Raw genomic sequence first — 24,875 nt, 5'->3', positions numbered from 1 at the left:
ACTAACGGTGCGGTTGCATCCATCCTGCCTTACACGCCTGGCTACGCGCGCCCGATCCGGTTATGCGGTACCCGATGTCCTATTTGCAGCCTTCGACGCAATCGAGGTTCCACTTGGTCACCCAATTCACGACGCCGAGCAGATACTCCGCGGTTGTTTCGGCGTGATGCGGGCTCGGCTTTGGTATCGGCTTATTGCCCGTCAGGTACGTCTTGGATCACGCGATGGTCACCGCGTCATCGTCATGGTGCCAGAGATGGCGAAGTGGGGCGTGTTGCGATAGCAACCATCGCCGCTTGATAGACCTGATCGACGCTGCCCGAGATCTGGCCTTCGTCGACCGTGAACCGCACTGTGGCGTGGAAGTTGCAGGTGCCACCACACACACCACCGGACTGGGTTGCGGCCGCATCATAGCTGCCGGTCCAGGTCTGGATGCGCGACCCGTTGCCGTTGATCTCAGTGGCCCGCACCACACACGAGGGGTCCGGTGTTGTCGAGCTGTCGGCCGCATCGATCGGCTCCGTGGGGCAGGTCGGTTCGCTGGTCTTGCCGGCGCTGCGGCCGCAGGCACTCAATCCAAGGAGCATGAGCGGCGCGGCGACCAAGCCCAGGATGCTGGCCAGCTTCTCGAAAACGTGCTGCCGACCACCTACTGGCATCGTGCCTGCTGCCATCAGCCTGCTCCCATCGGTAAGGAATCTCCCTAGTTGGGCGCCGTCACACCAGTACGCTAGAGTCGTCCCGCGACTGCGCCAGCGTTCGCACGGACCAGGCGGTCCCCTGTAGCTCAATTGGCAGAGCGTTCGGCTGTTAACCGAAGGGTTGGAGGTTCGAGTCCTCCCGGGGGAGCAGGGCGTTCGGCTTGAACTCGGCTTGTCCCGCCTCTTGTGTTGGGTTCTGATGAGCTAAGGTTCGGTTTTCCGACCGCGTGGCTGCGCAAGGCGTGTCACACCAGTCTCTGCAGGGCTTTTCCTTTTTCTCCCGGCAGACTCTTCCACCGGCCCGGCAATACACGTTCGGCGCGACGAGATCTGATCGTTCGGCCACGCCAAACAGCAGAACGTGTCCGACGAGAGTCGGGGCGGGTTCGGCTACGTCGACGTATGGGCCCGAACAGCTCTGTGCGCCGACACCAAGCTGGTGCCGAGCTGGCCGCGGTTGGTGAGTGCATGCCACTCGCCTGATGATGCCGGGACTCCGCCGACCTCGACACTTCAGTGTGAGGCGCAGTAGGCATGCCTGAATGCTGGGATGTTCCTGGTCGATCGCGATAGGATTCGCGGTGACAACGCGGGTCGACCAGCGATCCGGTCACAGCGAGTTGGCAACACGGGCAGGTGCTCGCTTATGTCGCACGTTACCGCGGCCCCGAACGTTCTGGCGGCGTCGGCCGGGGAGCTAGCCGCGATCGGCTCCACTATGCGCGCGGCCAACGCCGCTGCGGCCGCCCCGACGGCAGGAGTGCTGGCTGCCGGCGGCGATGACGTGTCGGCTGGCATCGCGGCGTTGTTTGGCGCGCGGGCGCAGGCCTATCAGGCCATTAGCGCTCAAGCGGCGCTGTTTCACGACCGGTTTGTACAGATCCTGCAAGAGGGCGCGGCGGCGTATGCCATGGCTGAGGCCGCCAACGCCTTGCCGCTGCAGAAAGCGCAGGGCGTGGTCAGCGAACTCGCCCAAGATCGCACTGGGGGGACGGGCACCGGGCAATCTCGCGGTGCCGGCGGGTTTGGCGGTGTCGGCCAGGCTGGCGGAAAGGGCTGGGACGGCGGACCGATCGGCAACGGTCAGGTCGGCGAGCAGCATGGGGCCGGCCAGCTCGGCAGCACCGACGGTAACCCCGGAGTGGCTGGCGCCGCGCACGGCAGCGGCGTTTCTGCTTCGCACGGCAGCGGCGCAACAGGTGCCGCCGGTGTCGCGGACCCGGGTGGCAGTGGTGCTGGGGTCGGTAGCGCAGCCGGCAATGGGACTGGGGCCGGCAGCGCAGACGCAGTCGGTGGTGCCGGGACTGGCAGGGACATCGTCGGGTCTGTTCGCGGGGACGGCGGAGTCGGCATGGCCAGCGGTGACGGCGGTCTGAGCACCGGCGCTGCGGGCGCTTCTGCTGAGGGCGGGTTGATGCCCGGCTTCGGTGGGGCTCCGTGGGTTGGCGGGCACTGGGGGCTCGGCGGTGAAGGCCATTCCGGTGCTATCGGCGGAGTGGGTGAACAGGTGGCACCTGCGGTAGCCACGGCACCTGCGGTGTCGCCGGCTACCACGTCTGCGGTGGCAGCCGAATCCGGCTCGACGCCGGCGACCAAGGCGCAGGCGATGCACGCGACGACCAACCCCGGCAACGCGGCACACCAGGGCAACCCGGCCGACCCGGGCAACTCGGCGCGCCGGGCTGATGGCGGGCGCGATGAGCAGCTACTGCTTCTTCCGTTGACGAGTCTTCGGGGGTTGCGCCACACGCTAAAGAAGTTGTCCGGGCTTCGAGCTCGAAATGGGCTGCTGACAGCATCCGGCGACAATGCTAGTGGCAGCGGCCGGCCGTGGGACCGCGACCAACTGCTGCGCGCTCTTGGTCTTCGACCGCCCGGGCACGAATGAGCGATCGCGCCTGTGCGCAAGGCCGCGTTGCCGGTCGCATGGTCGACGAACACCCCGGGCGCCGATCACGGCACCGAAGTGCATATCAACCCCGGTGCAGATGCGGCTGAATTCGGCGAGCGCCCTGGCGTGTGTGCGCCTCCGGGACGGTGGGTCTCGAGTGGATCATGTTCGGCCACCAGAACCAGCGACCTAGCAGCGCTGCGATGGATGGCGTCATGAACGATCGGACCACCAGGGTATCGAAAAGTAGACCGAGCCCGATGGTGGTGCCGACCTGTCCGATAACGCGGAGTTCGCTGACGGCCATGGACGCCATGGTGAACGCGAATACCAGACCGGCCGACGTGACAACTGCGCCGGTGCCGGCCATCGCCCGGATGATCCCGGTCTTTAATCCAGCGCCGACCTCCTCCTTGAACCGGGACACCAAAAGGAGGTTGTAGTCAGAACCGACGGCCAGCAAGACGATGACAGACATCGCGACGATCGTCCAATGCACCTGGAGACCGACAAAGTGCTGCCAGATGAGCACGGACAGTCCGAACGCAGTACCCAATGACAGAAGTACCGTGCCAACAATGACGAGTGACGCAATCAGGCTCTGGGTAATCATGAGCATGACAATAAATACCAGGCATACCGCGGCTATACCAACGATGAGGATATCGTACTTGGTACCGTCTCGAATGTCTTGGTAGGTCGCAGCCGTGCCACCGATATAGATTTTAGCGCCTTGCAATGGTGTCGCCTTGATGGCATCTTTGGTCGCGGCCCTTATCGCTTCGATGCGATCGATACCTTCAGTACTTGCTGGATCGCTCTCGTGGGAAATTACGAAGCGCACCGCCTTACCATTCGGCGACAAAAACAACTTCATGCCTTGCTGGAATTCTGCATTATCGAAGGCTTCCGGAGGAAGATAGAATGAATCGCCGCTTTTTGCGGTGTCGAAGGCCTGCCCCATCGCAGTCGCATGGTCTTGCATATCGGCCATTTGATCTTGTACGCCACTTATTGTTGATCGCATGGTCAACATCATGGTCCGCATGGTCTTCATGGTCGTGATCATTGGCGGCAGCAGTGCGAGAAATTGCGGTGTGAGCGCCTCCATCTTATTCATGTCGTCGGTAAGGGCCCGCAATTGGTCAGTCAGCGTGTCGACGCCGTCTAGGGTGTCAAACAGTGATCGCGTCGCCGAGCACAACGGAATGTCGAAGCAATGGTGCTCCCAGTAGAAATAGCTACGCAACGGCCTGACGAAATCGTCGATGTCCGCAAGGTGATCTCGCAGTTCGCTGGTAGTAGCTTTGATCTCGCGCGTCGTGGCTGCCATCTCATGGGTAACGTCGTTGAGCTGCTGCACCAAGTCGAGCATCTGTTCCATGGAATTGATCGCAACCAGCATTTCGTCGCTCATGGTCAACATATCGGCCATGCGTTCGCGCATGTAGGGCAGGCTCATCGTCTGGGTGGCACCCATCATGCTGATCTGAAAGGGAATCGACGCATGCTCAAGGGGCACCCCCTGCGGCCGGGTGATCGCTTGCACCCGCTCGACCCCGGACACGTGCAGGACCTCCTTGGCGATCTTGTCGATGACGAGCATCCCGGCCGGATTTCGCATGTCTTGATCGCTCTCGACCAGCAGCATCTCGGGGTTCATCCGGGCTGGGCCAAAGTGCCGGTCGGCGGCCGCATACCCGCGGTTGACAGGCGTGCCAGCGCGCAGGTAGTAGCGATCGTTATAGCCGGGCCGGTAGCCCGGTAGTGCGAGCAATCCCACCAGGGCAAGCGCGACCGACGTGGCCAGAATTGGCCCGGGCCAGCGCACGACTGCGGTACCCACACGACGCCAGCCCCTGGTCTTCAGTCTTCGCTTGGGGTCGAGCAAGCCGAAGCGGCCGGCGATGGCAATGATGGCGGGCGCCAGGGTCAGCGCGGCCGCGACCGAAACCAGCATGCCTATTGCCAACGGAGGCCCCATGGTGTGAAACAGCGTCAGCCGGGCGAAACTCAGACAATATGTTGCGCCGGCGATGGTCAGTCCCGATCCGAGAATGACGTTAGCGGTGCCCCTGTACATCGTGTAGAAAGAGGCTTCGCGATTCTGGCCGATATGGCGGGCTTCTTGATAGCGGCCGACCAGGAAGATCGCGTAGTCTGTACCGGCAGCAATGGCAAGTGCCGTGAGGATATTGACCACAAAAGTCGAAAGGCCGACCATTCCGTGGTATCCAAGAAAGGCAATGGTGCCACGCGTCGCGCCGAGTCCAATAAACACCATGGGAAGAATCAGCAGCGTGGTGGCGATCGAGCGATAGACGAGCAGCAGCAACACGGTGATTACCGCGAACGTTAATCCGGTGATCAGCTTCATGCTTCGGTCACCGGCGGCGATTTGGTCGGCAAACAAGGCCGCCGGTCCGGTGACATAGGTTCTGATGCCTTCCGGCGGTGTACTATTCGCCACAATTTTCCGGACGGCTTCAACGGATTCGTTTGCGAGTGCTTCACCCATGTTGCCGGCGAGGTAAAGTTGAACGTACGCCGCCTTACCATCTGCGCTGACCGCACCCGCCGCCGTCAGGGGATCACGCCAAAAGTCTTGAATGTGCTGGATATGGCTCTGGTCCAGTACGAGCGTATCGACCAGGTGGTCGTAATACCTATGGGCCTTCTCGCCTAGTGGTTGATCGCTTTCCAGGACGACCATCGCGATGCTATTGGAATCGAATTCGTTGAACACCTTTCCGGCACGTCGCATCGCACGCATCGATTGCGCATCGTCGGGGGCAACTGCCACGGCCCGGGTTTCACCGATCGCCTCCAACGGAGGAACGGCGACGCTGACGAAAACGGTAAATCCCAGCCAACACAGCAAGATGGGAATCGCGGCCAGGCGAATCGTCCGCGGGATGATTGGGTGCGGGCCTGACGGCGTATCACTCATGTGGACTTCGCCCGGCACCATGTAGGGTCCGGGACCCCCTCGCGGTTCCTTGTGACATCAGCACTGTGGCATCAGCACCTGCTTCGCACGCGGTGGTTGGCGCGGAGGCGCGCTCGCATCACAGGAGAAGACCAACCTGCCGGCACCCGATCGCCACCGGTGTTCAACGTACCTGACAACAGCCGCCGCACCGCTCATATGGAGATTGAATCGTACCGGTCTCCTTAGCGGCTCCGTCCCGTGAATGCCCATATCACGCACGGCCATGTTCTGGCTGTCGACCTTCGCCCCATGCCCGGAAGTTGGTAAACCCAGGGTTTGATCAGTAATTCCGGGGGACGGTTGCGGGAAGGCGGCCAGGATGTGCGTGAGCCGCGGCGGAATGCTCGAGCGTGCAAAGTTTCCGCGGCGCTTGTTTTGTCGTAATGAATACATCTTGTTTTCCAAGGTCAGCAGCCTCCATGCAACCCGGTGCGATTCCGCTATCGATGCGAAACCGGGTTTGCGACGGTTGATCAGAGCCCATCTCGACACTATTCACCGTGTGACACCGTGTTTGAATCGTCGCAGTGGCCTACCCGCAGCGCGGGGTATCAAGTACATTGAAATGGCCCAAGCTGATGAGCGGCCCGTCGTGGGAGGATGATGCGATGCGAGCCGGTGCGGATGCCCCCGACTCTGGACGGGTGAAAGAAAGCGCACCATGGTCTTATGACGAAGCTTTCTGTCGCAACCTTGGATTGATTAGCCCAACCGAACAACAACGGCTTCGGAATAGTCGCGTTGCAATCGCTGGGAGGCCAAGGCCAGGGACGTGGTGTACGAGTGAAGGTTCCTCGCGTGATCCTTCGGGTGGCAGTCTAGGTGGTCAGTGCTGGGGTGTTGGTGGTTTGCTGCTTGGCGGGTTCTTCGGTGCTGGTCAGTGCTGCTCGGGCTCGGGTGAGGACCTCGAGGCCCAGGTAGCGCCGTCCTTCGATCCATTCGTCGTGTTGTTCGGCGAGGACGGCTCCGACGAGGCGGATGATCGAGGCGCGGTCGGGGAAGATGCCCACGACGTCGGTTCGGCGTCGTACCTCTCGGTTGAGGCGTTCCTGGGGGTTGTTGGACCAGATTTGGCGCCAGATCTGCTTGGGGAAGGCGGTGAACGCCAGCAGGTCGGTGCGGGCGGTGTCGAGGTGCTCGGCCACCGCGGGGAGTTTGTCGGTCAGAGCGTCGAGTACCCGATCATATTGGGCAACAACTGATTCGGCGTCGGGCTGGTCGTAGATGGAGTGCAGCAGGGTGCGCACCCACGGCCAGGAGGGCTTCGGGGTGGCTGCCATCAGATTGGCTGCGTAGTGGGTTCTGCAGCGCTGCCAGGCCGCTGCGGGCAGGGTGGCGCCGATCGCGGCCACCAGGCCGGCGTGGGCGTCGCTGGTGACCAGCGCGACCCCGGACAGGCCGCGGGCGACCAGGTCGCGGAAGAACGCCAGCCAGCCGGCCCCGTCCTCGGCGGAGGTGACCTGGATGCCCAGGATTTCTCGGTAGCCCTCGGCGTTGACGCCGGTGGCGATCAAGGTGTGCACTCCGACGACGCGGCCTGCCTCGCGCACCTTGAGCACCAGGGCGTCGGCGGCGAGGAAGGTATACGGGCCGGCATCGAGCGGGCGGGTCCGAAACGCCTCTACGGCTTCGTCGAGCTCTTTGGCCATGATCGACACTTGCGACTTGGAAAGCTTTGTCACACCAAGTGTTTCGACCAGGCGCTCCATCCGGCGAGTGGATACTCCCAGCAGGTAGCAGGTCGCCACCACGCTGGTCAGTGCGCGTTCAGCTCGCTTGCGGCGCTGCAGCAGCCAGTCCGGGAAATAGCTGCCCTGGCGCAGCTTGGGGATCGCGACGTCGATGGTTGCGGCACGGGTGTCGAAATCACGGTGGCGGTAGCCGTTGCGCTGATTGGACCGCTCATCGCTGCGTTCGCGGTAGCCCGCTCCGCACAGGGCGTCGGCTTCAGCCCCCATCAAGGCGGCGATGAACGTCGAGAGCAGCCCGCGCAGCAGATCCGGGCTCGCCTGTGCGAGTTGGTCAGCCAGAAGCTGCTCGGTGTCGATAAGATGAGAAGAGGTCATTGCGTCATTTCCTTCGATTGACTTTTGCTGGTCGTTTCGAAGGATCACGCGATGACCGCCCACTACTGGGCTACGACACGCCCACCGGCCTTACCTGCCCGTACACCACACCCCTGGACGTAACTCGCTGGGATGGGTGGGGTTGGGGGAATTGACATGGTCGCCCTCGCAAGGATGGGAATAGGAAAGTTCACCATTGCAGACCCGGACGTCTTCGAAATACGCAACTCGAATCGGCAGTACGGCGCTATGCGCTCGACCAACGGCCAGGCCAAGGCAGAGGTCATGCGCAATATCGTTCATGATATTAACCCTGAAGCAGAAATCCGTGCTTTCTGCGAACCTATTGGGAAAGAGAATGCAGCTACCTTTCTAGAGGGAGCAGATGTTTTGGTGGACGGCATCGACGCGTTCGAAATCGATTTGCGTCGCCTGCTCTATCGTGAAGCACAGCAGCGGGGAATCTACGCGCTAGGCGCTGGCCCGCTCGGGTTCAGTACGGCCTGGGTCGTTTTCGATCCTAAGGGTATGACGTTCGATCGGTATTTCGATCTGTCTGATGCGATGAACACGGTGGATAAGTTCGTCGCATTTATAGCTGGAATAGCACCATCCGCGACGCATCGGCGCTCCATAGATCTGTCCTACGTCGACATCGAAAATCGCACGGGTCCATCGGTTGGCCTCGCCTGTCATCTGGCTTCCGGTGTGGTGGCGGCCGAGGTGTTGAAGATTCTGCTCGGACATGGGCGCGTTTACGCTGCTCCCTACTTTCATCAGTTCGATGCTTACCGCAGCATCTATGTTCGGAAGCGTTTACGGTGCGGAAATCGCCACCCTCTACAGAGAGTCAAGCGGCGATTGCTGGCCCGCTACATAAATCGACGATCGGCGGGGGTAATACCGGGACTGCGGTATCACAGGACGGAACCGAGCTACTAGTTGGGAGCTGCACCTAGAATGGTGTACTCAGATACTGCCAGCGCACCGCTGTTTGAGCGAACATGGGATAGACATATCGCTTCCGCACTGTTCGTCGGCGCGACCACTCTGCCACGGCAATGCGTGCCGGCCGCTGGGGCCCGGGTATGACGGGTCTGGATCCTGCTGAATTCCTGTCGCTCGTCGAGGCGGCGGCGCTGGCGCCATCCGCGGACAACCGGCGCGAAGTCCAGCTCGAACATGCCGGTAGGCGGGTGCGGTTGTGGGGCGATCAGACTTGGAGGTCCGCCCCCGAGCACCGCCGCATCATGAGTTTGGTCGCGATCGGTGCGGCTGTCGAAAACGTGAAGCTGCGCGCTGGACGCCTTGGTTTTGAAACGAAGGTGTGCTGGTTTCCGGATAGCGGGAATCCGGGGCTGGTGGCGGAGATCGACGTGGATCGCCTGCCACAAACCAGGGTGGATCCAATCGAGGTCGCGATCGAGCGAAGGCGCACCAACCGGCGTGTTCGCTTTCGTGGACCGCCACTTTCGCAGGGCGAATTGGGTGCACTCTCGGCGGAGGCCACCGGCATTGACGGGATCCAACTGCATTGGTTTGACTCGCCAGAGACCAGGAAACAGATCCTTCGGTTGGTCAGATTGGCCGAAACTGAGCGCTTTCGATCTCGTGAACTACACGAAGAACTCTTTTCGGCCGTCCGCTTCGACATTGGCTGGACCGCGAGCAGCGACGATGGGTTGCCGCCCGGGTCTCTTGAGGTTGAAGCGTGGATGCGCCCGATGTTTCGTGGGCTTCGGCATTGGCGGGTGCTGCGCCTCCTGCGGACCGTGGGCATGCACCACGCGCTCGGGTTGCGCGCGGCCTACCTGCCGTGCCGATTGGCACCCCATGTGGGCGCGCTGACGACGTCTCTCGACCTCGCGTCGGGTGCGCTGACTGCCGGCGCGGTTTTCGAGCGCATCTGGTTGCGGACGACACTATTGGGCGCGGAACTGCAGCCCTTTGCGGCTTCCGCGGTGCTTTCCCTGCCGGCCTGCGAATGGGTTGCACCGCATGTTCGAGCGGCACTGGTGGGGGGCTGGAACCTGTTAGCGCCCGGCCACTGGCCAATGATGGTCTTCCGGATTGGCCATGCGCGGGCGCCGTCAGTTCGCACAATGCGTCAATCGGTTGAAGCTTATTGCTATGCCCCTGCCGAGCGGTCTGGTTCGGATAGTGAATCCCGCTTCGCGTAAAAGCTCCAAGCTGTTTGTTGCCGGAGTTGCGCACGCCCGACCGCCCATTACCGCTTCCAGAACTCAGATGTCTTGGATTCCTTCGCTAAGGACCTGCCGAGTCAACGGCATGAAATAGTCATCAAGGCCGTCGGTCATATAGCATAGGGTGGCGAATCGCCTTCGCGCGGTCGGGCCGTCATCCGCTGTCACGACCCCGCGGGAAATATTCTCGAGAAAATTCGATGGCTCGACTATTGAGGGAACCAGCAAGAGATCATTCGATGTCCTAGGGTCATTATTTCTGTGCGCATAGAACGGTTCGCCCACTTGAGGCATCGCAAATCGACCAAAATTCATCACCATCTTGGCGTATGCTGGCATGGCAAATGTGATTATCAATTTTTCGCCGGTTCGGTGGTACAAGCGCAAAACCTCCCGGATGAGCGAATACGACACCGTGGGAGGGGCATCGGCCGTAACCGATAATGCCGCAATCTCCTTGACCCCGCCGTGACCCAGGTCTTCGATCGCGTCATAAAGCTTGCGTTGATGCGCCAGGCCCATCGACGGTTTGGCGGCCTTAAATGCACTGAGGTCGTCAATTGACCCCACAGCGGAAATGCCGACTATTCGCAGGCCTCCTTCGCCTTGGCTGCCGGAGAGGGGCTCCGCGGGAACCGCATGCAGGTATATGACCTCGGTTTCTCGGGTGCTACCGCGTGCCTTGTCGAGGATGAACTCGGCGTTGGAATTGTCCAGCCGGCCCAATTCATCGAGCGCAGATTCGTACACATGGCCGGCGGCGACATACGCTTCACCGTGGATCTGCTCCACACGGACCGCCCTGTCGGGATCCTGCTCACGGGTAAAGGAACTTACGTGGCACTCGGTGCCGAAAGCTTTAGCCTCAGTGATGTGGCGGGACGCGGGAGATAACCGCGGTTCGAGCCGTTCAACAGTGGTGGTTCCCACACCAGTTGTTTGCCTTTGCGAAGTAAAGCGATTCGATTTGCTCGAAGAGAGGGCTGGCTGCTCGTGAGGGACATCCATGGCCGATACCTCAGCGATCTCAACGGTCAAGCGACTGCATGTTTGGCGCAAGGTATCGCTAAGCATAGGTTCGTGACGGATTTGACAGCAAGAGCTTTCCAAAGATTGCTGTCCACATAGTGATTCGCATCTCTACACCTCTTCGCCGGTGCTGTCAAGAGCCAATTCGAATCAGTAATCTCGCTCGTGCTTGGAGAAGTTTTCCAAGCCTGCGTTGGACAAACCGCGTCGCAAAGCGGTCGTATCCGCAACCCACGTTTGTATCGCCCCGGTTTCGGCTGCCGAAGCCCAAGCAGCTCAACCTCCGGCCCGAGGTGAATTCGGCGAGGACGGAACCCGGTGCGGGGGCTAGCAGCCGATGATGCGCGTCGGTGGGCGGCGCCGAAGAAGGCATTGTCGGCGGCCGGGTATTGCCTCAGATCGAGAAGTCCTCGCCGTGCCATATCCCGGCTTCGGGTGGCCGGATGACTCCTGCTGCTTGCGGGCCGCCGCCGAGGGCCTCCAGCCTGGCCACCCTGGTGAGCAGCGAATCGAGGCTGGCTCCCACGAGATCGGGCAGCCTCCAATCAAACGGGCCGCCGGGACTGGGCTGGCTTTGGCCGATGACCTGCCCGGGCACCCCGACCACCACCGCGCTCGGCGGGACGGGCTTGACCACGACGGCATTGGCGCCGATCCGGCTGTCCTCGCCGATCTTGATCGGACCGAGGACCTTGGCCCCGGCGCCGATGATCACGCGGTCACCGACGGTGGGATGGCGTTTCCCGCCAACCATGCCACTGCCGCCGAGAGTGACGCCGTGATAGATCGTGACGTCGTCGCCGACCTCCGCGGTTTCTCCGATCACCACGCCGGTCGCGTGGTCGATGAACACGCGAGCACCGATGACGGCACCGGGGTGGATATCTACACCGGTCAGGATGCGAGTGAATTCGGCAGCTGCCCGCGCGAGCAGCCTGGCGCCACGCTGCCACAGCCAGTGGGCGAGGCGGTGGCCCCACACGGCGTGCACGCCCGGGTAGCAGAAGATGACTTCCAGCGCGGTAGGGGCCGCCGGATCCCGCTCCCGGGCTGCTCGGATGTCGCCCCGCATGGCCGTCAGCATGGCTTAGTCAGCCACGTCGGCGAACAACGGTGTGCTCAGATATCGTTCGCCGAAGTCGGGGAGCACTACGACGATTAGCTTCCCGGCGTTCTCTGGCCGGCGGGCCACCTGAAGAGCGGCCACTGTGGCGGCGCCCGAGGAGATGCCGACCAGCAAGCCCTCTTCCCGGGCCAGCCGGCGCGCCACGTTGAGCGCGTCTTCGTTACCGACGGTAATGATCTCGTCGACTAGGTCCTGGTCGAGTACCGGCGGGACGAACCCGGCGCCGATGCCCTGGATCGGGTGCGGTCCCTTCTGGCCACCAGAAAGGACCGGCGACGCGGCCGGCTCTACGGCCACGAACCGGGCCGACGGCTTGCGTTCCTTGATGACCTGCGCGACGCCGGTGATGGTGCCACCGGTGCCGACTCCCGCGACGACGATGTCGACCTTGCCGTCGGTGTCACGCCAGACCTCCTCGGCGGTCGTGACGCGATGGATGGCCGGGTTCGCCGGGTTCTCGAATTGCTGGGGCACGAAGTAGCGTTGATCGGTCTTGGCCAGCTCCTCAGCCTTGGCGATGGCACCTGACATGCCGTCCGCACCCGGAGTGAGGATGAGTTCAGCACCGTATGCGCGCAGCAACATCCGGCGCTCCAGACTCATCGTCTCGGGCATGGTCAGCACGCACCGGTAGCCGCGTGCCGCGCAAACCATGGCCAGGGCGATGCCGGTGTTACCGCTCGTGGGTTCGAGAATGATCGTGTCCGGCTTGATCAAACCTGCCTGCTCGGCCGCTTGGAGCATGGCAACCCCGATACGGTCTTTTACGCTGTTGGCCGGGTTGAAGAATTCCAGCTTGGCGACGATGTCGGCAACGGCGCCGTCGGTGACTCGGCGCAGTCGGACCAGCGGTGTGCGCCCGATGAGTTGGGTGATGTCCTCGGCGATGCTCATCTGCTACGCCCAACAGTGTCGGTCCAGGCCCAGTTGGCCTCCCAGCTGACGTCGAAGTCGATGGCTGCATCCGTGGGCACGGTCATGGCTGTTGATCTTTCTGAACGACTCGTGAGTGCGCGGCGGCTGTACGCCGCGGGCGAACACCGATTTCCACCCGTTTGCGGGCAAGAGCGCGAGGATTGCTGTGGACGCCAGGAATCAACAACAACAACAGCCCACGGCGAGGCGGCGCGGGAGGATAAAGCGCAGCTGTATGGCCTGTTGCATGGGCCCACTATAGGCCATGGGCCAGCGGGATCGGTTCGCCTAGCTGGCTTACACCCGCGGTGAACCTTTTGCCCCAGTTTTGCGGTCGGTTCCGCAGCCGTCGACCATTCGGCTCGAATCGACCGAAGCGGCTGACGCCGTCGCTGGCGCAGCCTAGTGTCTGGTCACAGATCGCCACCGAAATCCATGTAGATCGGGGCCCGCATGAACCGCACGCAGCTCCTCACGCTCATCGCCACTGGCCTGGGCCTGTTCATGATCTTTCTCGATGCACTGATCGTGAACGTGGCGCTGCCCGACATCCAGCGCAGTTTCGCGGTGGGGGAGGACGGCCTGCAGTGGGTGGTGGCGTCCTACAGCCTCGGAATGGCGGTCTTCATCATGTCGGCGGCGACGCTTGCCGACCTCTACGGTCGGCGCCGCTGGTACTTGATAGGTGTTTCGTTGTTCACGCTGGGATCTATCGCCTGCGGGTTGGCGCCCTCAATCGCGGTGCTCACCACCGCGCGGGGCGCGCAGGGCCTAGGTGCGGCGGCCGTCAGCGTAACCTCGCTCGCCCTGGTCAGCGCGGCCTTTCCGGAGGCGAAGGAGAAGGCGCGCGCCATCGGGATCTGGACCGCCATCGCGAGCATCGGTACGACGACGGGCCCGACACTGGGCGGTCTGCTGGTGGACCAGTGGGGGTGGCGCAGCATCTTCTATGTCAACCTGCCCATGGGCGCACTCGTCCTCTTCCTGACTTTGTGCTACGTCGAGGAGTCGTGTAACGAGCGGGCACGCCGCTTCGATCTGTCCGGGCAGCTGCTGTTCATCGTTGCCGTGGGTGCCCTGGTGTATGCGGTCATCGAAGGCCCCCAGATCGGCTGGACGTCTGTCCAGACCATCGTGATGCTCTGGACAGCCGCCGTCGGCTGCGCCCTGTTCGTCTGGCTTGAGCGCAGATCATCGAATCCGATGATGGATCTGACCCTGTTCCGCGACACCTCATACGCCCTGGCCATCGCGACCATCTGCACGGTGTTCTTCGCCGTCTATGGGATGCTGCTGCTCACCACCCAGTTCCTGCAGAACGTGCGCGGCTATACCCCGAGCGTGACCGGCCTGATGATCCTTCCGTTCAGTGCGGCCGTGGCCATCGTGTCGCCACTTGTTGGGCACCTGGTTGGCCGGATCGGAGCACGCGTTCCCATCCTGGCGGGGCTGTGCATGTTGATGCTGGGTCTGCTCATGCTCATCTTCAGCGAGCACCGGAGCTCGGCCCTGGTCCTGGTCGGGCTGGGCTTGTGCGGGAGCGGCGTCGCGTTGTGCCTGACGCCGATCACGACCGTCGCCATGACCGCGGTCCCCGCCGAGCGTGCGGGCATGGCGTCCGGCATCATGAGTGCTCAGCGGGCGATCGGCTCGACGATCGGGTTCGCGGTTTTGGGCTCCGTCCTTGCCGCCTGGCTTTCGGCCACACTCGAGCCCCATCTGGAGCGCGCGGTGCCCGACCCGGTCCAGCGCCACGTCCTTGCCGAGATCATTATCGACAGTGCCAATCCGCGAGCGCATGTGGGCGGAATCGTCCCCCGGCGGCACATTGAGCATCGCGACCCCGTCGCGATTGCGGAGGAGGATTTCATCGAAGGCATTCGGGTGGCGTTGCTCGTCGCCACTGCAACACTGGCTGTCGTGTTTCTCGCCGGCTGGCGATGGTTTCCGCGTGACGTGCACACCGCGGGCAGCGACGCTAAGCGAGAGGCTGCCTACAGCGATGACCGTCGAGTGCGCGGTTAGTCATATGCCGGGAGCCACATGGTGTCGACTATGGCCTGCCTGACGTCGTCGTGCGTCCTGGAAGCCACCCCGTCTTGGACGGCGGCCCGATAGACAGCTTCGGCGACCGTTGTCGAGATGGCCCGCAGATTTTGGACATCCGGCAACAGCGAGTCTCCGGGATTTGTCGGATTGGCCTGGTGCGCAATGGCCTTCGCTGCTGCATGCAGCATGCGCCTGGTTATCAACCGGGCACCAGCGACAATGACGCCCAGTCCGATGCCGGGAAACGCCAACACGTTGTTGGCCTGACCGATGACGTAGGTGGTTTCGTCGAATTCCACTGGGGCGACTGGGCTGCCGGTGGCAAGCAGCGCCCTGCCATTCGACCACGCCAGCACGTCGGCGGGGATGGCTTCCATGCGCGACGTCGGGTTGGACAGCGGAAAGATCATCGGGTGTTTGCAGGACGCCGTCATCGCCTCGACCACCTCTTTGGTGAACGCTCCGTAGACCGTTGAGCAGCCGAGCAGGATAGTGGGCGATGCGATCTTGATCGCGTCGCTCAGCCCGACCCGATCCCCGACGGCCACACCGAGCTGGTGGCGGTTTTTCGCGTACGGCACTTGGAAGTCGCGCAGGTCATCCATGTCGTCGAACAACAGGCCCGGCCTGTCGATCGGCCAGATCTGGGACACCGCCTGCTCGAGCGTGGCACCGTCTGCCACCATCGCGTCCCGGATCTGATCGGCGATCCCCATCCCTGCGGTGCCTGCGCCGAAGACGACTATTGTCTGATCGCGCAGCGGGATACCGGTAACCTTCAGACCGCTGTATACGGCGGCCAAGACCACCGCGCCGGTTCCTTGCATGTCATCGTTGAACACGCAGTAATCCGTGCCGTATGTGTCTAGGATCTTCCGCGCGTTCGCCGGCCCGAAGTCCTCGAAATGCAGAATGGCACGCGGAAATAACCGTTGAGCCGTTTCGATATAGCGACTGACGAACTCGTCGTATTCCCGACCGCGCCGCCGGGCGTGGCGATTGCCCAGATAGAACGGATCGGCCAGCAGCTGCTCATTGTCGGTGCCGACATCCAGAGACACCGCGAGGCAGCGGCGCGGATCGACGCCGCCGCCGGCGGTGTAGAGGGCCAATTTGCCCACAGCGATCTGGATGCCACCCACACCCCAGTCACCGATACCCAGGATCGCCTCGGCATCGGTGCACACGATCAGGTCGACGTCCTCGGGCCCCAGCCCCAACGTGTTGAAGGCTTCCTCGATTTCGTCGGGTTCGTCGATGCTCAGAAACAGTCCGCGTTGCCCGCGGTATTCGTCGGAGAAGCGTTGGATTGCCTCGCCAACGGTGGGCGTGTACACCACCGGCATCAGTTCGGGCAAATGGTCGGCCAGCACCTTGAAGTACAGCACCTCGTGGCGGTAGTGCAGCTGTTCGAGAAGCAGGTTGCGGCCCAGATCGGTGGCCAAGCTCTGCAACTGATGCCATACGCGTTCGGCCTGTTGGTCGAGCGTGAGCACGGCCGACGGAAGCCGGCCGGTCAGCCCCAGCCGCCGCCGCTGCGCGTGGGTGAAGCCGACTCCACGGTTGAGACTTGGTGCGGACAACGCGGCCGGGATCCGTGGCACGCGGGCGTCGCTCATCACAACCTCCGTTCGTGACCGTGCTGGGTTTAATGGACGTCGCGATGGTAACGCTGGTTGGCGAGCGCCGACCGGACTTGGGCTTTGGCCAGGTCCAGGTCCAGTTGCCGGCGTTCGGCCACGATTTCGCAGAGCGCACGATCGACGCCCTTGGCCATCGGGTCGGCGTTTGCCGCGAACGTACAGCGCTGCCCTGGCCGCAGAAGAGTGCCAGATCCAGTGCGGCGAGGAATCCTTCGGCATGCATCGCCTCGATCTCGTCCGGCTCCAGCAGGAAGCCGGTAGGGGGATCCCGGTTCCCGACTCAACCATGATCCTCGGTATGTCGGAAGCGCTGGGTGGCCGAATGTTGCTAGATGTCCTTTCATAGATGGCGACCCGATTGTCGGGGGCGCTCGGCGAGGCAGGTCGAGCACACCCCGAACTACGGCACACCGCGAAAGTTGTAACCGGTGACCGTCAGGTACACCTCCCCGGGGCGGCCCTTAAAGATGAATGAGATTGAATGCAGGCGCGGCCGAACTGGTTTGAGCACCGACAGCCGTTCGTCGACGGACGCGATGACCGGCAATCGGGAGCAGGTGGATCGACTGGCGCCCATGACCAATCGATCAACGCACCGCTGACCCGCTAGACCTGGTCCCAGGTAACCCATTTCGTCGCCCATCGTGTTGGGCTGGCCGATGAGCGAGCATGGTCGGCTGCCGATCCAGCGTGCCGCCATCGGGATGTCGTCGGCCGCGATGCCGATGGCTTCGCCGACCGCATCGGGTGTCAACCGACCGATTTGGGGCAAGAATACCGGCGGCACCCGCGCTTTAGGATCGACACCTGAGGCGTTGATGAAACGTAGGGGAAATTCCCAGTTTTCGCTAAGCTCGTGACGTGCGTCGTCAGCGTAGCGCCGTCCCGATTCTGGCACTGTTGGCACTGTTGGCACTGATTGTGGGGCTGGGCGCCTCCGGTTGCGCCTGGAAGCCGCCGACAACACGACCGTCACCACCGAACACCTGCAAGGATTCCGACGGGCCGACCGCTGACACGGTACGGCAGGCCATCGCTGCGGTCCCGATCGTGGTACCGGGCTCCAAATGGGTCGAAATCACCCGAGGACATACCCGCAACTGCCGCTTGCATTGGGTGCAAATCATCCCGACAATTGCCTCCCAGTCGACTCCCCAACAGCTGTTGTTCTTCGACCGCAACATCCCGCTGGGCTCGCCGACTCGGAATCCGAAGCCCTACATCACCGTATTGCCTGCAGGCGATGACACCGTGACGGTTCAGTACCAATGGCAGATCGGCAGCGACCAGGAGTGCTGTCCCACCGGCATCGGCACGGTGCGATTCCACATCGGATCAGATGGCAAGCTCGAGGCGCTCGGCTCGATCCCCCATCAGTAGTACTCGAGCACAATAGCTTTCGCTGTTTTCTTGCTGCGAGGACAACAGCGCAGCTTTACATGTAGGGTTTAGGTCTTCTCGGCTCAAGGGCGAGCCCAATTGTGTATTGCCTTCAGCACTTTTACAGGAGTTCTACAGGAGTTTCAGGCTGCCAGGAAACAACTTCGTACACGCAAGGCTGGCACCCTGGTAGGCCGGCCCGCATTCGCACCAGGGTGGGAACAAGGAGGGTGATGGAACAGCACACGCTGCTGCAACGCGAGGAGTCGCCGCGCAGTCCCGCGGCCCCTTCGCTCAGGCGCCTGGGTGGCTCACGTCACATCACGCATTGGGATCCCGAGGATCTAGGAGCGTGGGAGGCAGGCAACAAGGGCATTGCCCGACGCAATCTGCTTTGGTCGGTCGTGACGGTTCACCTGGGTTACTCGGTGTGGACGCTCTGGCCGGTGCTGGAGTTGCTGATGCCCCAGGACGTCTACGGCTTTTCAACCAGTGACAAGTTTCTGCTCGGCACCATCGCGACGCTGTTTGGCGCGTTCCTGCGGATGCCCTACGCGTTGGCCAGCGCGATCTTTGGCGGTCGCAACTGGGCGACTTTTTCGGCAATCGTGTTGCTAATTCCGGCCATTGGCACAACGGTGTTGTTGACCCATCCGGGGCTACCGCTGTGGCCGTATCTGGTGTGTGCGGCCCTGACCGGCTTAGGCGGCGGCAACTTCGCGTCGTCAATGAGCAACGCCAATGCTTTCTATCCACATCGGCTCAAGGGTTCGGCGCTCGGAATTGCCGGTGGGGTAGGCAATCTCGGGGTGCCGGCGATCCAGCTAGTTGGGTTGTTGGCAATCGCCACTGTCGGTGAGCGGAAGCCTTACCTGGTCTGCGCACTGTATGTGGTTCTGGTGGCAATCGCGGTAATCGGAGTGTCGCTGTTCATGAACAATGTCGAACAGCACCGGGTGCAGGTGAACCGGCTTCGGCCGATCGTTTCCGCGGTTCTGTCGACCCGCGACACGTGGTTGCTCTCGCTGCTCTACCTCGGCACTTTCGGCTCATTCATCGGCTTCTCCTTCGTGTTTGGCCAGGTGTTGCAGACCAACTTCCTGGCGTGCGGACAAAGCCTGGCGCGCGCGACGCTGCATGCCGTCGAGTTGGCGTTTGTCGGGCCGTTGCTGGCGGCGGTGGCCCGGATTTACGGTGGCCGGCTGGCCGATCGAGTCGGTGGAAGCCGCTTGACCCTTATAGTCTTTGTGGCGATGACGCTCGCCGCTGGGCTGCTGATCAGTGCCAGCACCCTCGAAGGCCGACATGTCGGCCAGCATCGGGGCGCTACCATGGTCGGCTACTTCGTCTGCTTCGTCGCGTTGTTCGTCCTATCCGGGTTGGGCAACGGGTCTGTGTACAAGATGATTCCGACGATTTTTGAGGCGTGCAGCCGCTCCCTGGATCTCAGTGAAGCCGAACGCCGCGACTGGTCACGCATCATCTCAGGAGTAGTCATCGGGTTTGTGGCCGCCTTCGGCGCGCTCGGCGGGGTCGGAATCAATATGGCGCTGCGTGAGTCCTACCTCAGCACCGGCAGTGGGACCGATGCGTTCTGGATCTTCATGATGTGCTACGCCGCTGCCGCCGTTCTGACTTGGAAAGTGTACGACCGCCGAACGGTCACCGACATGGGGATGTTGCAGGCGGCCTTGGTGCGGCAGCCGGCATCGACGCCAGCCGAACTTATCGGTCCCAGAACTCAATCGGACCGATTCTCCGGGTGCAGCATCTCGGCGTAACGTAGCGGCTCCGGGATGAAGCTCGACCGCCCGGCTAGGAGATCAGCACCGTGACAGCGGCATTGCCAGCCGTCGTCAGGTGGCCAATGCCTTGAGCAAAATGGCCACCGGCGGTCTGTAAGACAGCTATCCCAGGGGCACCGAGCTGAGCGGCCAGCATCGTGTGGTTAACACCCTGGGCAAACTGGGCACCGGCGGTCTGCAGTGCAGCGATCCCGGCAACAACGTTCGGCACAACCAACGACAGGTGTTGGACGCCTTGCACAAGCTGAACTACTGCGATCGCGAGCGAGCCAACTCCACCCAACGCGGTGGGCACAGCCAGTAAAAAGGCAGGACTGAACAGTTGCACACCGGCACTGCCCAGCAGACCAAGTCCGGTCGCGGCGGTCCCTGAAGCCAGCGCAAGGTTGCCAACGCCTTGACTGAACTCAACACCAGCAAGTGTGAGCAGACCCAGTCCGGTAGCAGCGCTCGTTCCGGCGGTCAAGAACGTACCGCCCGCCTGAACAACGCCGACCACGGCAGGTTGCAGCAAAGCAACACCGGTCAGCGCGCTCTGCCCAGCCACGATGAACTCGCCGCCGCTCTTGGCCAGCCAGGGCGCGGCGCTCTGCAGCGCGGTGGCAAGTTTGGCGGCGGAACCCTGTCCGGCGGTCACGACGCCGTTGACAACCTGAGCCAGTCCGGCGCCGGCGCTTGGCAACGGGGCAACCGCAGCCGCAGCCTGTTGTTCGACCGTCGCGACGGCACGACCGGCCTGTGCGGCAAGCCCAGCGGTCACGGTGCTGTGGCCACCGCCTAGCGTTGGGGCCGAGTTCTGCACGCTCTCAGCCGCGCTCGGGTGCCCCAACAGCGATCGGGCCGGTGCGTTCACTGCATTCAGCACGTTGCTTTGGGCGTTGGCGAATTCGGTGTTGCGGTATGCAGTCGCGCCAGTTTTCAACAGGTTGACGAACTCGTCATGAAACGCGGAGGCCTGGGCGCTGAGAACCTGGCACTGTCGACCGTAGGCGCCGAATATCGACGCAATCGCGGTCGACACCTCGTCCTCGGCAGCGGAAACCACCGCTGTTGTGGGTCCCGCTGCGGCCGCGTAAGACGCGCTCAGCGCTGAGCGAATGCCCGCCAAATCTTGAGCCGCGGACTCGACCTGCTCTGGAATCACGCTCAGGAACTGCATACTGGTTCCTCTCGACTCACTACGGTTGTTATCCAACGACGATCGAGGCACATTGATAGTAGTGAAATGCCGGTCTTTTCGGGCCAAGTTGGCGTTCGCCGTCAATCAGCCGGCTCGCATTGGCCTTTCGGAGTAGTCGGGATGGTCCGGACAACTCCAGCAGCAGGAGCCGCCAAGCGATTCCCTTTGCGTTTTCGGGCGCATCGATCCGACCCACACCGCCAACGGCGCGGCGTTCGACATCTCGATGCCTATTGCCGCGTCGCCCGGCCCGGCGTGGTGGCGGCATGGTCGAGCAGCCGGCGCAACACGTCTACCGCATCCGCCAACACCCGGCGGTCCGCCGGTGGGAGCAGGGCCAGCTGAGGCTCGATCGCAGCCGCGCGGTCTGCCCGCACCGCGGTCAACGTGCGGATGCCTTCCGGCGTGATGCGGATGCGGACCGCCCGGGCGTCTCCCGGGTCGGCGGTTCGGGTAACCAGTCCAGCGTCCTCGAGTCGTCGTACCTGCGTGGTCATCGTTGGTTGCGAGCAGTGATCGACGGCGGCCAAGTCGCCGATCCGGGCTTCCCCCTGGGCTTCGATGGTGGCCAGCAGTCTGGCTTGAGCCGCGGGCAGTGGCATCTGGATGCGCTGCGTGGCTAGGCGGTTGAGCCGCGCGACCACTGCCAACAGATCCGCTCCCAGGCCCGGTAGTGGCCCGCCGACCTCGCTGCGGTTGGCGGCGGCGGGGGAGGGACTCATCCCCCCATCGTTGCATAGCTTTGCTATGCGAGGCTAATCGATGTGCTGCGCCGTGTGCGGGCCTGAGCCTGGCAGAATCGGTGAAGTGACCCCGCTCGGCCCTTGCCCCGCGCAACATCGGGGCGGGCCGCTGCGGCCGAGTGAATTGGCGCAGGCGTCGGTGATGGCGGCGCTGTGCGCGGTGACCGCGATCATCTCCGTCGTCGTTCCGTTCGCGGCCGGTCTGGCGCTGTTGGGCACCGTGCCCACCGGCCTGCTGGCCTACCGCTACCGTCTCCGCGTGCTGGCGGCCGCGACGGTTGCGGCCGGGATGATCGCCTTCCTGATCGCGGGGCTGGGCGGTTTCATGGGGGTGGTCCACAGTGCCTACATCGGTGGGCTGACCGGAATCGTCAAACGCAGGGGCCGGGGCACCCCGACGGTGGTCGTCTCGTCGCTGATCGGCGGATTCGTGTTCGGCGCGGCGATGGTCGGGATGTTGGCCGCCATGGTCCGACTGCGGCATCTGATTTTCAAGGTCATGACCGCAAACGTGGACGGTATCGCCGCCACCTTGGCCCGGATGCACATGCAGGGGGCAGCCGCCGACGTCAAGCGGTATTTCGCCGAGGGACTGCAGTACTGGCCGTGGGTGCTGCTGGGCTATTTCAACATTGGGATCATGATCGTGTCGCTGATTGGGTGGTGGGCGTTGTCGCGCCTGCTGGAGCGGATGCGCGGAATCCCCGATGTACACAAACTTGACCCACCGCCAGGAGATGACGTGGACGCTCTGATCGGGCCGGTGCCGGTGCGGTTGGACAAGGTCCGCTTCCGTTACCCCCGCGCCGGCCAAGATGCGCTGCGGGAGGTCAGCCTCGACGTCCGGGCCGGCGAGCACCTAGCGATCATCGGGGCCAACGGATCAGGGAAGACCACCTTGATGCTGATACTGGCCGGCCGGGCACCGACGTCGGGCACCGTGGATCGTCCGGGCACGGTGGGTTTGGGAAAGCTGGGCGGCACCGCTGTCGTCTTGCAGCATCCGGAAAGCCAGGTCCTGGGCACCCGGGTTGCCGACGACGTGGTGTGGGGGCTGCCGCTGGGTACCACCGCTGACGTTGGCCGGTTGCTGAGCGAGGTCGGCTTGGAAGCGCTTGCCGAACGCGACACCGGAAGCCTGTCCGGTGGTGAGCTGCAGCGCCTGGCGCTGGCGGCAGCGCTGGCCCGGGAGCCGGCGATGCTCATCGCCGACGAGGTCACCACCATGGTTGACCAGCAGGGCAGGGACGCTTTGCTGGCCGTGCTGTCGGGTCTGACGCAGCGGCACCGGACCGCCTTGGTGCACATCACGCACTACGACAACGAAGCCGATTCCGCCGACCGCACGCTCAGCCTGAGCGATTCGCCGGATAACACCGATATGGTCCACACCGCCGCGATGCCGGCCCCGGTCATCGGGGTGGATCAGCCCCAGCACGCGCCGGCGCTCGAACTGGTGGGCGTCGGCCACGAATACGCTAGCGGCACCCCGTGGGCAAAGACCGCGTTGCGCGATATCAACTTCGTTGTTGAGCAGGGAGACGGGGTGCTGATCCACGGCGGCAACGGCTCGGGGAAGTCGACGCTGGCGTGGATCATGGCCGGGCTGACGATCCCCACGACCGGAGCCTGCCTACTTGACGGTCGGCCCACCCACGAGCAGGTCGGCGCGGTGGCGTTGTCTTTTCAGGCGGCCCGGCTGCAGCTGATGCGCAGCCGTGTAGACCTGGAAGTTGCTTCCGCAGCAGGTTTTTCGGCTAGCGAGCAGGACCGGGTGGCTGCGGCGCTGACTGTCGTTGGGTTGGACCCCGCGCTGGGCGCGCGACGAATCGACCAGCTCAGCGGGGGCCAGATGCGTCGGGTGGTGCTGGCCGGGCTGCTTGCGCGTGCACCCCGGGCGTTGATCCTCGATGAGCCGTTGGCGGGGTTGGACGCGGCCAGCCAGCGCGGCCTGCTGCGGCTGCTGGAAGACTTGCGTCGGGCGCGCGGCCTGACGGTGGTCGTAGTTTCGCACGACTTCGCGGGGATGGAGGAGCTTTGCCCGCGTACCCTGCATCTGCGCGACGGTGTGCTGGAATCGGCGGCGGCGTCGGAGGCGGGGGGAATGTCATGACCACAACTTCGGCCCCGGCACGCAACGGGACTCGTCGCCCGTCACGTCCGATTGTGCTGTTGATTCCGGTGCCGGGTAGCTCGGTCATCCACGACCTGTGGGCCGGCACCAAATTATTGGTGGTTTTCGGCATTTCGGTGTTGCTGACGTTCTACCCGGGATGGGTGACGATCGGGATGATGGCGGCTTTGGTGCTGGCCGCGGCCCGAATCGCGCACATTCCGCGCGGCGCGCTGCCGTCGGTACCTCGCTGGCTGTGGATCGTCCTCGCGATCGGCTTTCTGACCGCTGCGCTAGCCGGTGGCACTCCAGTGGTCGCCGTGGGCGGAGTGCAGCTCGGATTGGGCGGCGCACTGCACTTCCTGCGGATCACCGCGCTGTCGGTTGTGCTCCTGGCGCTGGGGGCGATGGTGTCCTGGACCACCAATGTTGCCGAAATCAGCCCTGCGGTAGCCACTTTGGGTCGGCCGTTTCGGGTGTTGCGGATCCCGGTCGACGAATGGGCGGTGGCGTTGGCGCTCGCGCTGCGCGCCTTCCCGATGTTGATCGACGAATTCCAGGTGCTCTACGCCGCGCGCCGGCTGCGGCCCAAGCGGATGCCGCCAAGCCGCAAGGCTCGGCGCCAGCGGCATGCGCGCGAGCTGATCGACCTGCTTGCCGCTGCCATCACGGTGACCCTGCGCCGTGCCGACGAGATGGGCGACGCGATCACCGCCCGTGGCGGCACCGGCCAGCTGTCAGCGCATCCTGGGCGACCCAAACTTGCCGACTGGGTGACGCTTGCGATCACTGCCATGGCCAGCGGGACAGCGGTGGCGATAGAGAGCCTGATATTGCACTCCTAGGTGGCGGCGCGGGCGGCGCGCGGACCGGCCAGCCGCTATAGCCCCGATGTTGGCCGCCACCGCCGCCGCCCAACGCGATGGTGAGCTTGGGCGATAGCTGGGCGTGGGCGCGCGCCCTAACGGCGTGTCGGTGTACAGACGCGCCGTTTCGCGGGTTGGCGGCGCGAGGACCTGCTCATGCTGCGTCTAC

Annotated in this window: 19 protein-coding genes, 1 tRNA gene and 4 pseudogenes; 10 read left to right on the top strand and 14 right to left on the bottom strand. The window is 63.4% G+C overall.

The window, feature by feature from the left end; genetic code table 11:
• Window positions 1-242 precede the first annotated feature (242 nt).
• Window positions 243-662, bottom strand: a complete 420-nt coding sequence (locus FF952_RS12435) for a hypothetical protein (RefSeq protein ID WP_003412042.1) — start codon at window positions 660-662, stop codon at window positions 243-245.
• A 117-nt stretch (window positions 663-779) separates the two neighbouring features.
• Between FF952_RS12435 and FF952_RS12430 the strand changes: the two genes are divergently transcribed.
• Window positions 780-852: transfer RNA gene (locus FF952_RS12430), tRNA-Asn, on the top strand.
• Window positions 853-1,350: 498 nt separating this feature from the next.
• On the top strand, window positions 1,351-2,592 hold the full coding sequence (locus tag FF952_RS12425) for a PE family protein (protein WP_003412039.1): 1,242 nt from the start codon (window positions 1,351-1,353) through the stop codon (window positions 2,590-2,592).
• 29 nt (window positions 2,593-2,621) lie between these two features.
• Here FF952_RS12425 and FF952_RS12420 read toward each other — a convergent pair.
• Together FF952_RS12420 and mmpL9 are read right to left on the bottom strand one after the other, a co-directional pair.
• Window positions 2,622-2,730: pseudogene (locus FF952_RS12420) on the bottom strand (serine O-acetyltransferase); the annotation flags it as partial.
• On the bottom strand, window positions 2,678-5,566 hold the full coding sequence (gene mmpL9, locus FF952_RS12415) for an RND transporter MmpL9 (protein WP_003899278.1): 2,889 nt from the start codon (window positions 5,564-5,566) through the stop codon (window positions 2,678-2,680). The pseudogene FF952_RS12420 and the gene mmpL9, both read right to left, overlap by 53 nt.
• 599 nt (window positions 5,567-6,165) lie before the next feature.
• Between mmpL9 and FF952_RS12410 the strand changes: the two are divergent.
• Window positions 6,166-6,342, top strand: a pseudogene (locus FF952_RS12410) (ThiF family adenylyltransferase); the annotation flags it as partial.
• A gap of 63 nt (window positions 6,343-6,405) precedes the next feature.
• Here the strand turns inward: FF952_RS12410 and FF952_RS12405 are convergent.
• Window positions 6,406-7,653 (bottom strand): IS256-like element IS1081 family transposase, encoded by a 1,248-nt coding sequence (locus FF952_RS12405; protein WP_003904572.1) that lies wholly within the window; start codon window positions 7,651-7,653, stop codon window positions 6,406-6,408.
• Between the two features lie 123 nt (window positions 7,654-7,776).
• On the opposite strand from FF952_RS12405, the pseudogene FF952_RS12400 reads away from it, so the two are divergent.
• A pseudogene (locus FF952_RS12400) lies at window positions 7,777-8,595 on the top strand (ThiF family adenylyltransferase); the annotation flags it as partial.
• A gap of 119 nt (window positions 8,596-8,714) precedes the next feature.
• Window positions 8,715-9,833 carry a nitroreductase family protein gene (locus tag FF952_RS12395; protein ID WP_003412001.1) on the top strand — a complete coding sequence of 373 codons (1,119 nt, stop codon included), beginning with the start codon at window positions 8,715-8,717 and terminating at the stop codon, window positions 9,831-9,833.
• A gap of 63 nt (window positions 9,834-9,896) precedes the next feature.
• On the opposite strand, the gene FF952_RS12390 is transcribed toward FF952_RS12395, so the two are convergent.
• The 4 genes from FF952_RS12390 to FF952_RS20815 all read right to left on the bottom strand — a co-directional run bounded on the left by FF952_RS12390 (window position 9,897) and on the right by FF952_RS20815 (window position 13,176).
• The gene (locus FF952_RS12390) at window positions 9,897-10,865 is read right to left on the bottom strand and encodes a hypothetical protein (protein WP_003411992.1); all 969 of its coding nucleotides are present in this window, start codon (window positions 10,863-10,865) and stop codon (window positions 9,897-9,899) included.
• A 415-nt stretch (window positions 10,866-11,280) separates the two neighbouring features.
• Window positions 11,281-11,970 carry a serine O-acetyltransferase gene (cysE, locus tag FF952_RS12385; RefSeq protein WP_003411985.1) on the bottom strand — a complete coding sequence of 230 codons (690 nt, stop codon included), beginning with the start codon at window positions 11,968-11,970 and terminating at the stop codon, window positions 11,281-11,283.
• A gap of 3 nt (window positions 11,971-11,973) precedes the next feature.
• Entirely contained in the window at window positions 11,974-12,906 is a 933-nt protein-coding gene (gene cysK, locus FF952_RS12380) for an O-acetylserine sulfhydrylase (RefSeq protein ID WP_003899275.1), read from the bottom strand.
• Between the two features lie 201 nt (window positions 12,907-13,107).
• Window positions 13,108-13,176 (bottom strand): Rv2334A family Cys-rich leader peptide, encoded by a 69-nt coding sequence (locus FF952_RS20815; RefSeq protein ID WP_306921051.1) that lies wholly within the window; start codon window positions 13,174-13,176, stop codon window positions 13,108-13,110.
• A 204-nt stretch (window positions 13,177-13,380) separates the two neighbouring features.
• On the opposite strand from FF952_RS20815, the pseudogene stp reads away from it, so the two are divergent.
• Window positions 13,381-14,995: pseudogene (gene stp / locus FF952_RS12375) on the top strand (multidrug resistance protein Stp).
• Here the strand turns inward: stp and FF952_RS12370 are convergent.
• The 3 genes from FF952_RS12370 to FF952_RS12360 form a co-directional block, all read right to left on the bottom strand.
• The gene (locus tag FF952_RS12370) at window positions 14,949-16,595 is read right to left on the bottom strand and encodes an NAD-dependent malic enzyme (protein WP_003411979.1); all 1,647 of its coding nucleotides are present in this window, start codon (window positions 16,593-16,595) and stop codon (window positions 14,949-14,951) included. The pseudogene stp and the gene FF952_RS12370 sit on opposite strands and share 47 nt — an antisense overlap.
• A gap of 29 nt (window positions 16,596-16,624) precedes the next feature.
• Window positions 16,625-16,753: a hypothetical protein gene (locus tag FF952_RS12365; protein WP_003916988.1), complete on the bottom strand. Its 129-nt coding sequence runs from the start codon at window positions 16,751-16,753 to the stop codon at window positions 16,625-16,627.
• Between the two features lie 266 nt (window positions 16,754-17,019).
• Window positions 17,020-17,406 carry a hypothetical protein gene (locus FF952_RS12360; protein ID WP_003411975.1) on the bottom strand — a complete coding sequence of 129 codons (387 nt, stop codon included), beginning with the start codon at window positions 17,404-17,406 and terminating at the stop codon, window positions 17,020-17,022.
• Window positions 17,407-17,480: 74 nt separating this feature from the next.
• Between FF952_RS12360 and FF952_RS12355 the strand changes: the two genes are divergently transcribed.
• Window positions 17,481-17,999: an LppP/LprE family lipoprotein gene (locus tag FF952_RS12355; RefSeq protein ID WP_003904820.1), complete on the top strand. Its 519-nt coding sequence runs from the start codon at window positions 17,481-17,483 to the stop codon at window positions 17,997-17,999.
• 233 nt (window positions 18,000-18,232) lie between these two features.
• Entirely contained in the window at window positions 18,233-19,780 is a 1,548-nt protein-coding gene (locus FF952_RS12350) for a nitrate/nitrite transporter (RefSeq protein ID WP_003903850.1), read from the top strand.
• Window positions 19,781-19,814: 34 nt separating this feature from the next.
• Here the strand turns inward: FF952_RS12350 and FF952_RS12345 are convergent, their stop codons facing one another.
• The 3 genes from FF952_RS12345 to FF952_RS12340 are packed head-to-tail and all read right to left on the bottom strand — an operon-like array spanning window position 19,815 to window position 21,706.
• A complete protein-coding gene (locus FF952_RS12345) occupies window positions 19,815-20,963 on the bottom strand; it encodes a PE family protein (protein WP_003411972.1) in 1,149 nt (382 codons plus the stop codon).
• 28 nt (window positions 20,964-20,991) lie between these two features.
• Window positions 20,992-21,180 (bottom strand): hypothetical protein, encoded by a 189-nt coding sequence (locus FF952_RS20810; RefSeq protein ID WP_003411971.1) that lies wholly within the window; start codon window positions 21,178-21,180, stop codon window positions 20,992-20,994.
• Window positions 21,181-21,214: 34 nt separating this feature from the next.
• Window positions 21,215-21,706, bottom strand: coding sequence for a MarR family winged helix-turn-helix transcriptional regulator (locus tag FF952_RS12340; protein ID WP_003411970.1), 492 nt, complete (start codon window positions 21,704-21,706; stop codon window positions 21,215-21,217).
• Between the two features lie 85 nt (window positions 21,707-21,791).
• On the opposite strand from FF952_RS12340, the gene FF952_RS12335 reads away from it, so the two are divergent.
• Both FF952_RS12335 and FF952_RS12330 read left to right on the top strand, forming a co-directional pair.
• Window positions 21,792-23,840, top strand: coding sequence for an ABC transporter ATP-binding protein (locus tag FF952_RS12335; RefSeq protein WP_369810405.1), 2,049 nt, complete (start codon window positions 21,792-21,794; stop codon window positions 23,838-23,840).
• Entirely contained in the window at window positions 23,837-24,685 is an 849-nt protein-coding gene (locus FF952_RS12330) for an energy-coupling factor transporter transmembrane component T family protein (protein ID WP_003411966.1), read from the top strand. The genes FF952_RS12335 and FF952_RS12330 overlap by 4 nt, the downstream gene beginning before the upstream one ends.
• Window positions 24,686-24,875 lie beyond the last annotated feature (190 nt).

The sequence above is a fragment of the Mycobacterium tuberculosis complex sp. N0072 genome (assembly GCF_030323725.1).
Lineage (GTDB): Bacteria > Actinomycetota > Actinomycetes > Mycobacteriales > Mycobacteriaceae > Mycobacterium > Mycobacterium tuberculosis.
This window is presented reverse-complemented; position numbering and strand designations above follow the sequence as displayed.

What these genes read in the sequence shown, in the direction of transcription:
- FF952_RS12435 (WP_003412042.1), bottom strand. Translation starts at nt 662, where the DNA reads ATGCCAGTAGGTGGTCGGCAGCACGTTTTCGAGAAGCTGGCCAGCATC.
- FF952_RS12425 (WP_003412039.1), top strand. Translation starts at nt 1,351, where the DNA reads ATGTCGCACGTTACCGCGGCCCCGAACGTTCTGGCGGCGTCGGCCGGG.
- mmpL9 (WP_003899278.1), bottom strand. Translation starts at nt 5,566, where the DNA reads ATGGTGCCGGGCGAAGTCCACATGAGTGATACGCCGTCAGGCCCGCAC.
- FF952_RS12405 (WP_003904572.1), bottom strand. Translation starts at nt 7,653, where the DNA reads ATGACCTCTTCTCATCTTATCGACACCGAGCAGCTTCTGGCTGACCAA.
- FF952_RS12395 (WP_003412001.1), top strand. Translation starts at nt 8,715, where the DNA reads ATGCGTGCCGGCCGCTGGGGCCCGGGTATGACGGGTCTGGATCCTGCT.
- FF952_RS12390 (WP_003411992.1), bottom strand. Translation starts at nt 10,865, where the DNA reads ATGGATGTCCCTCACGAGCAGCCAGCCCTCTCTTCGAGCAAATCGAAT.
- cysE (WP_003411985.1), bottom strand. Translation starts at nt 11,970, where the DNA reads ATGCTGACGGCCATGCGGGGCGACATCCGAGCAGCCCGGGAGCGGGAT.
- cysK (WP_003899275.1), bottom strand. Translation starts at nt 12,906, where the DNA reads ATGAGCATCGCCGAGGACATCACCCAACTCATCGGGCGCACACCGCTG.
- FF952_RS12370 (WP_003411979.1), bottom strand. Translation starts at nt 16,595, where the DNA reads ATGAGCGACGCCCGCGTGCCACGGATCCCGGCCGCGTTGTCCGCACCA.
- FF952_RS12365 (WP_003916988.1), bottom strand. Translation starts at nt 16,753, where the DNA reads ATGGCCAAGGGCGTCGATCGTGCGCTCTGCGAAATCGTGGCCGAACGC.
- FF952_RS12350 (WP_003903850.1), top strand. Translation starts at nt 18,233, where the DNA reads ATGGAACAGCACACGCTGCTGCAACGCGAGGAGTCGCCGCGCAGTCCC.
- FF952_RS12345 (WP_003411972.1), bottom strand. Translation starts at nt 20,963, where the DNA reads ATGCAGTTCCTGAGCGTGATTCCAGAGCAGGTCGAGTCCGCGGCTCAA.
- FF952_RS12340 (WP_003411970.1), bottom strand. Translation starts at nt 21,706, where the DNA reads ATGAGTCCCTCCCCCGCCGCCGCCAACCGCAGCGAGGTCGGCGGGCCA.
- FF952_RS12330 (WP_003411966.1), top strand. Translation starts at nt 23,837, where the DNA reads ATGACCACAACTTCGGCCCCGGCACGCAACGGGACTCGTCGCCCGTCA.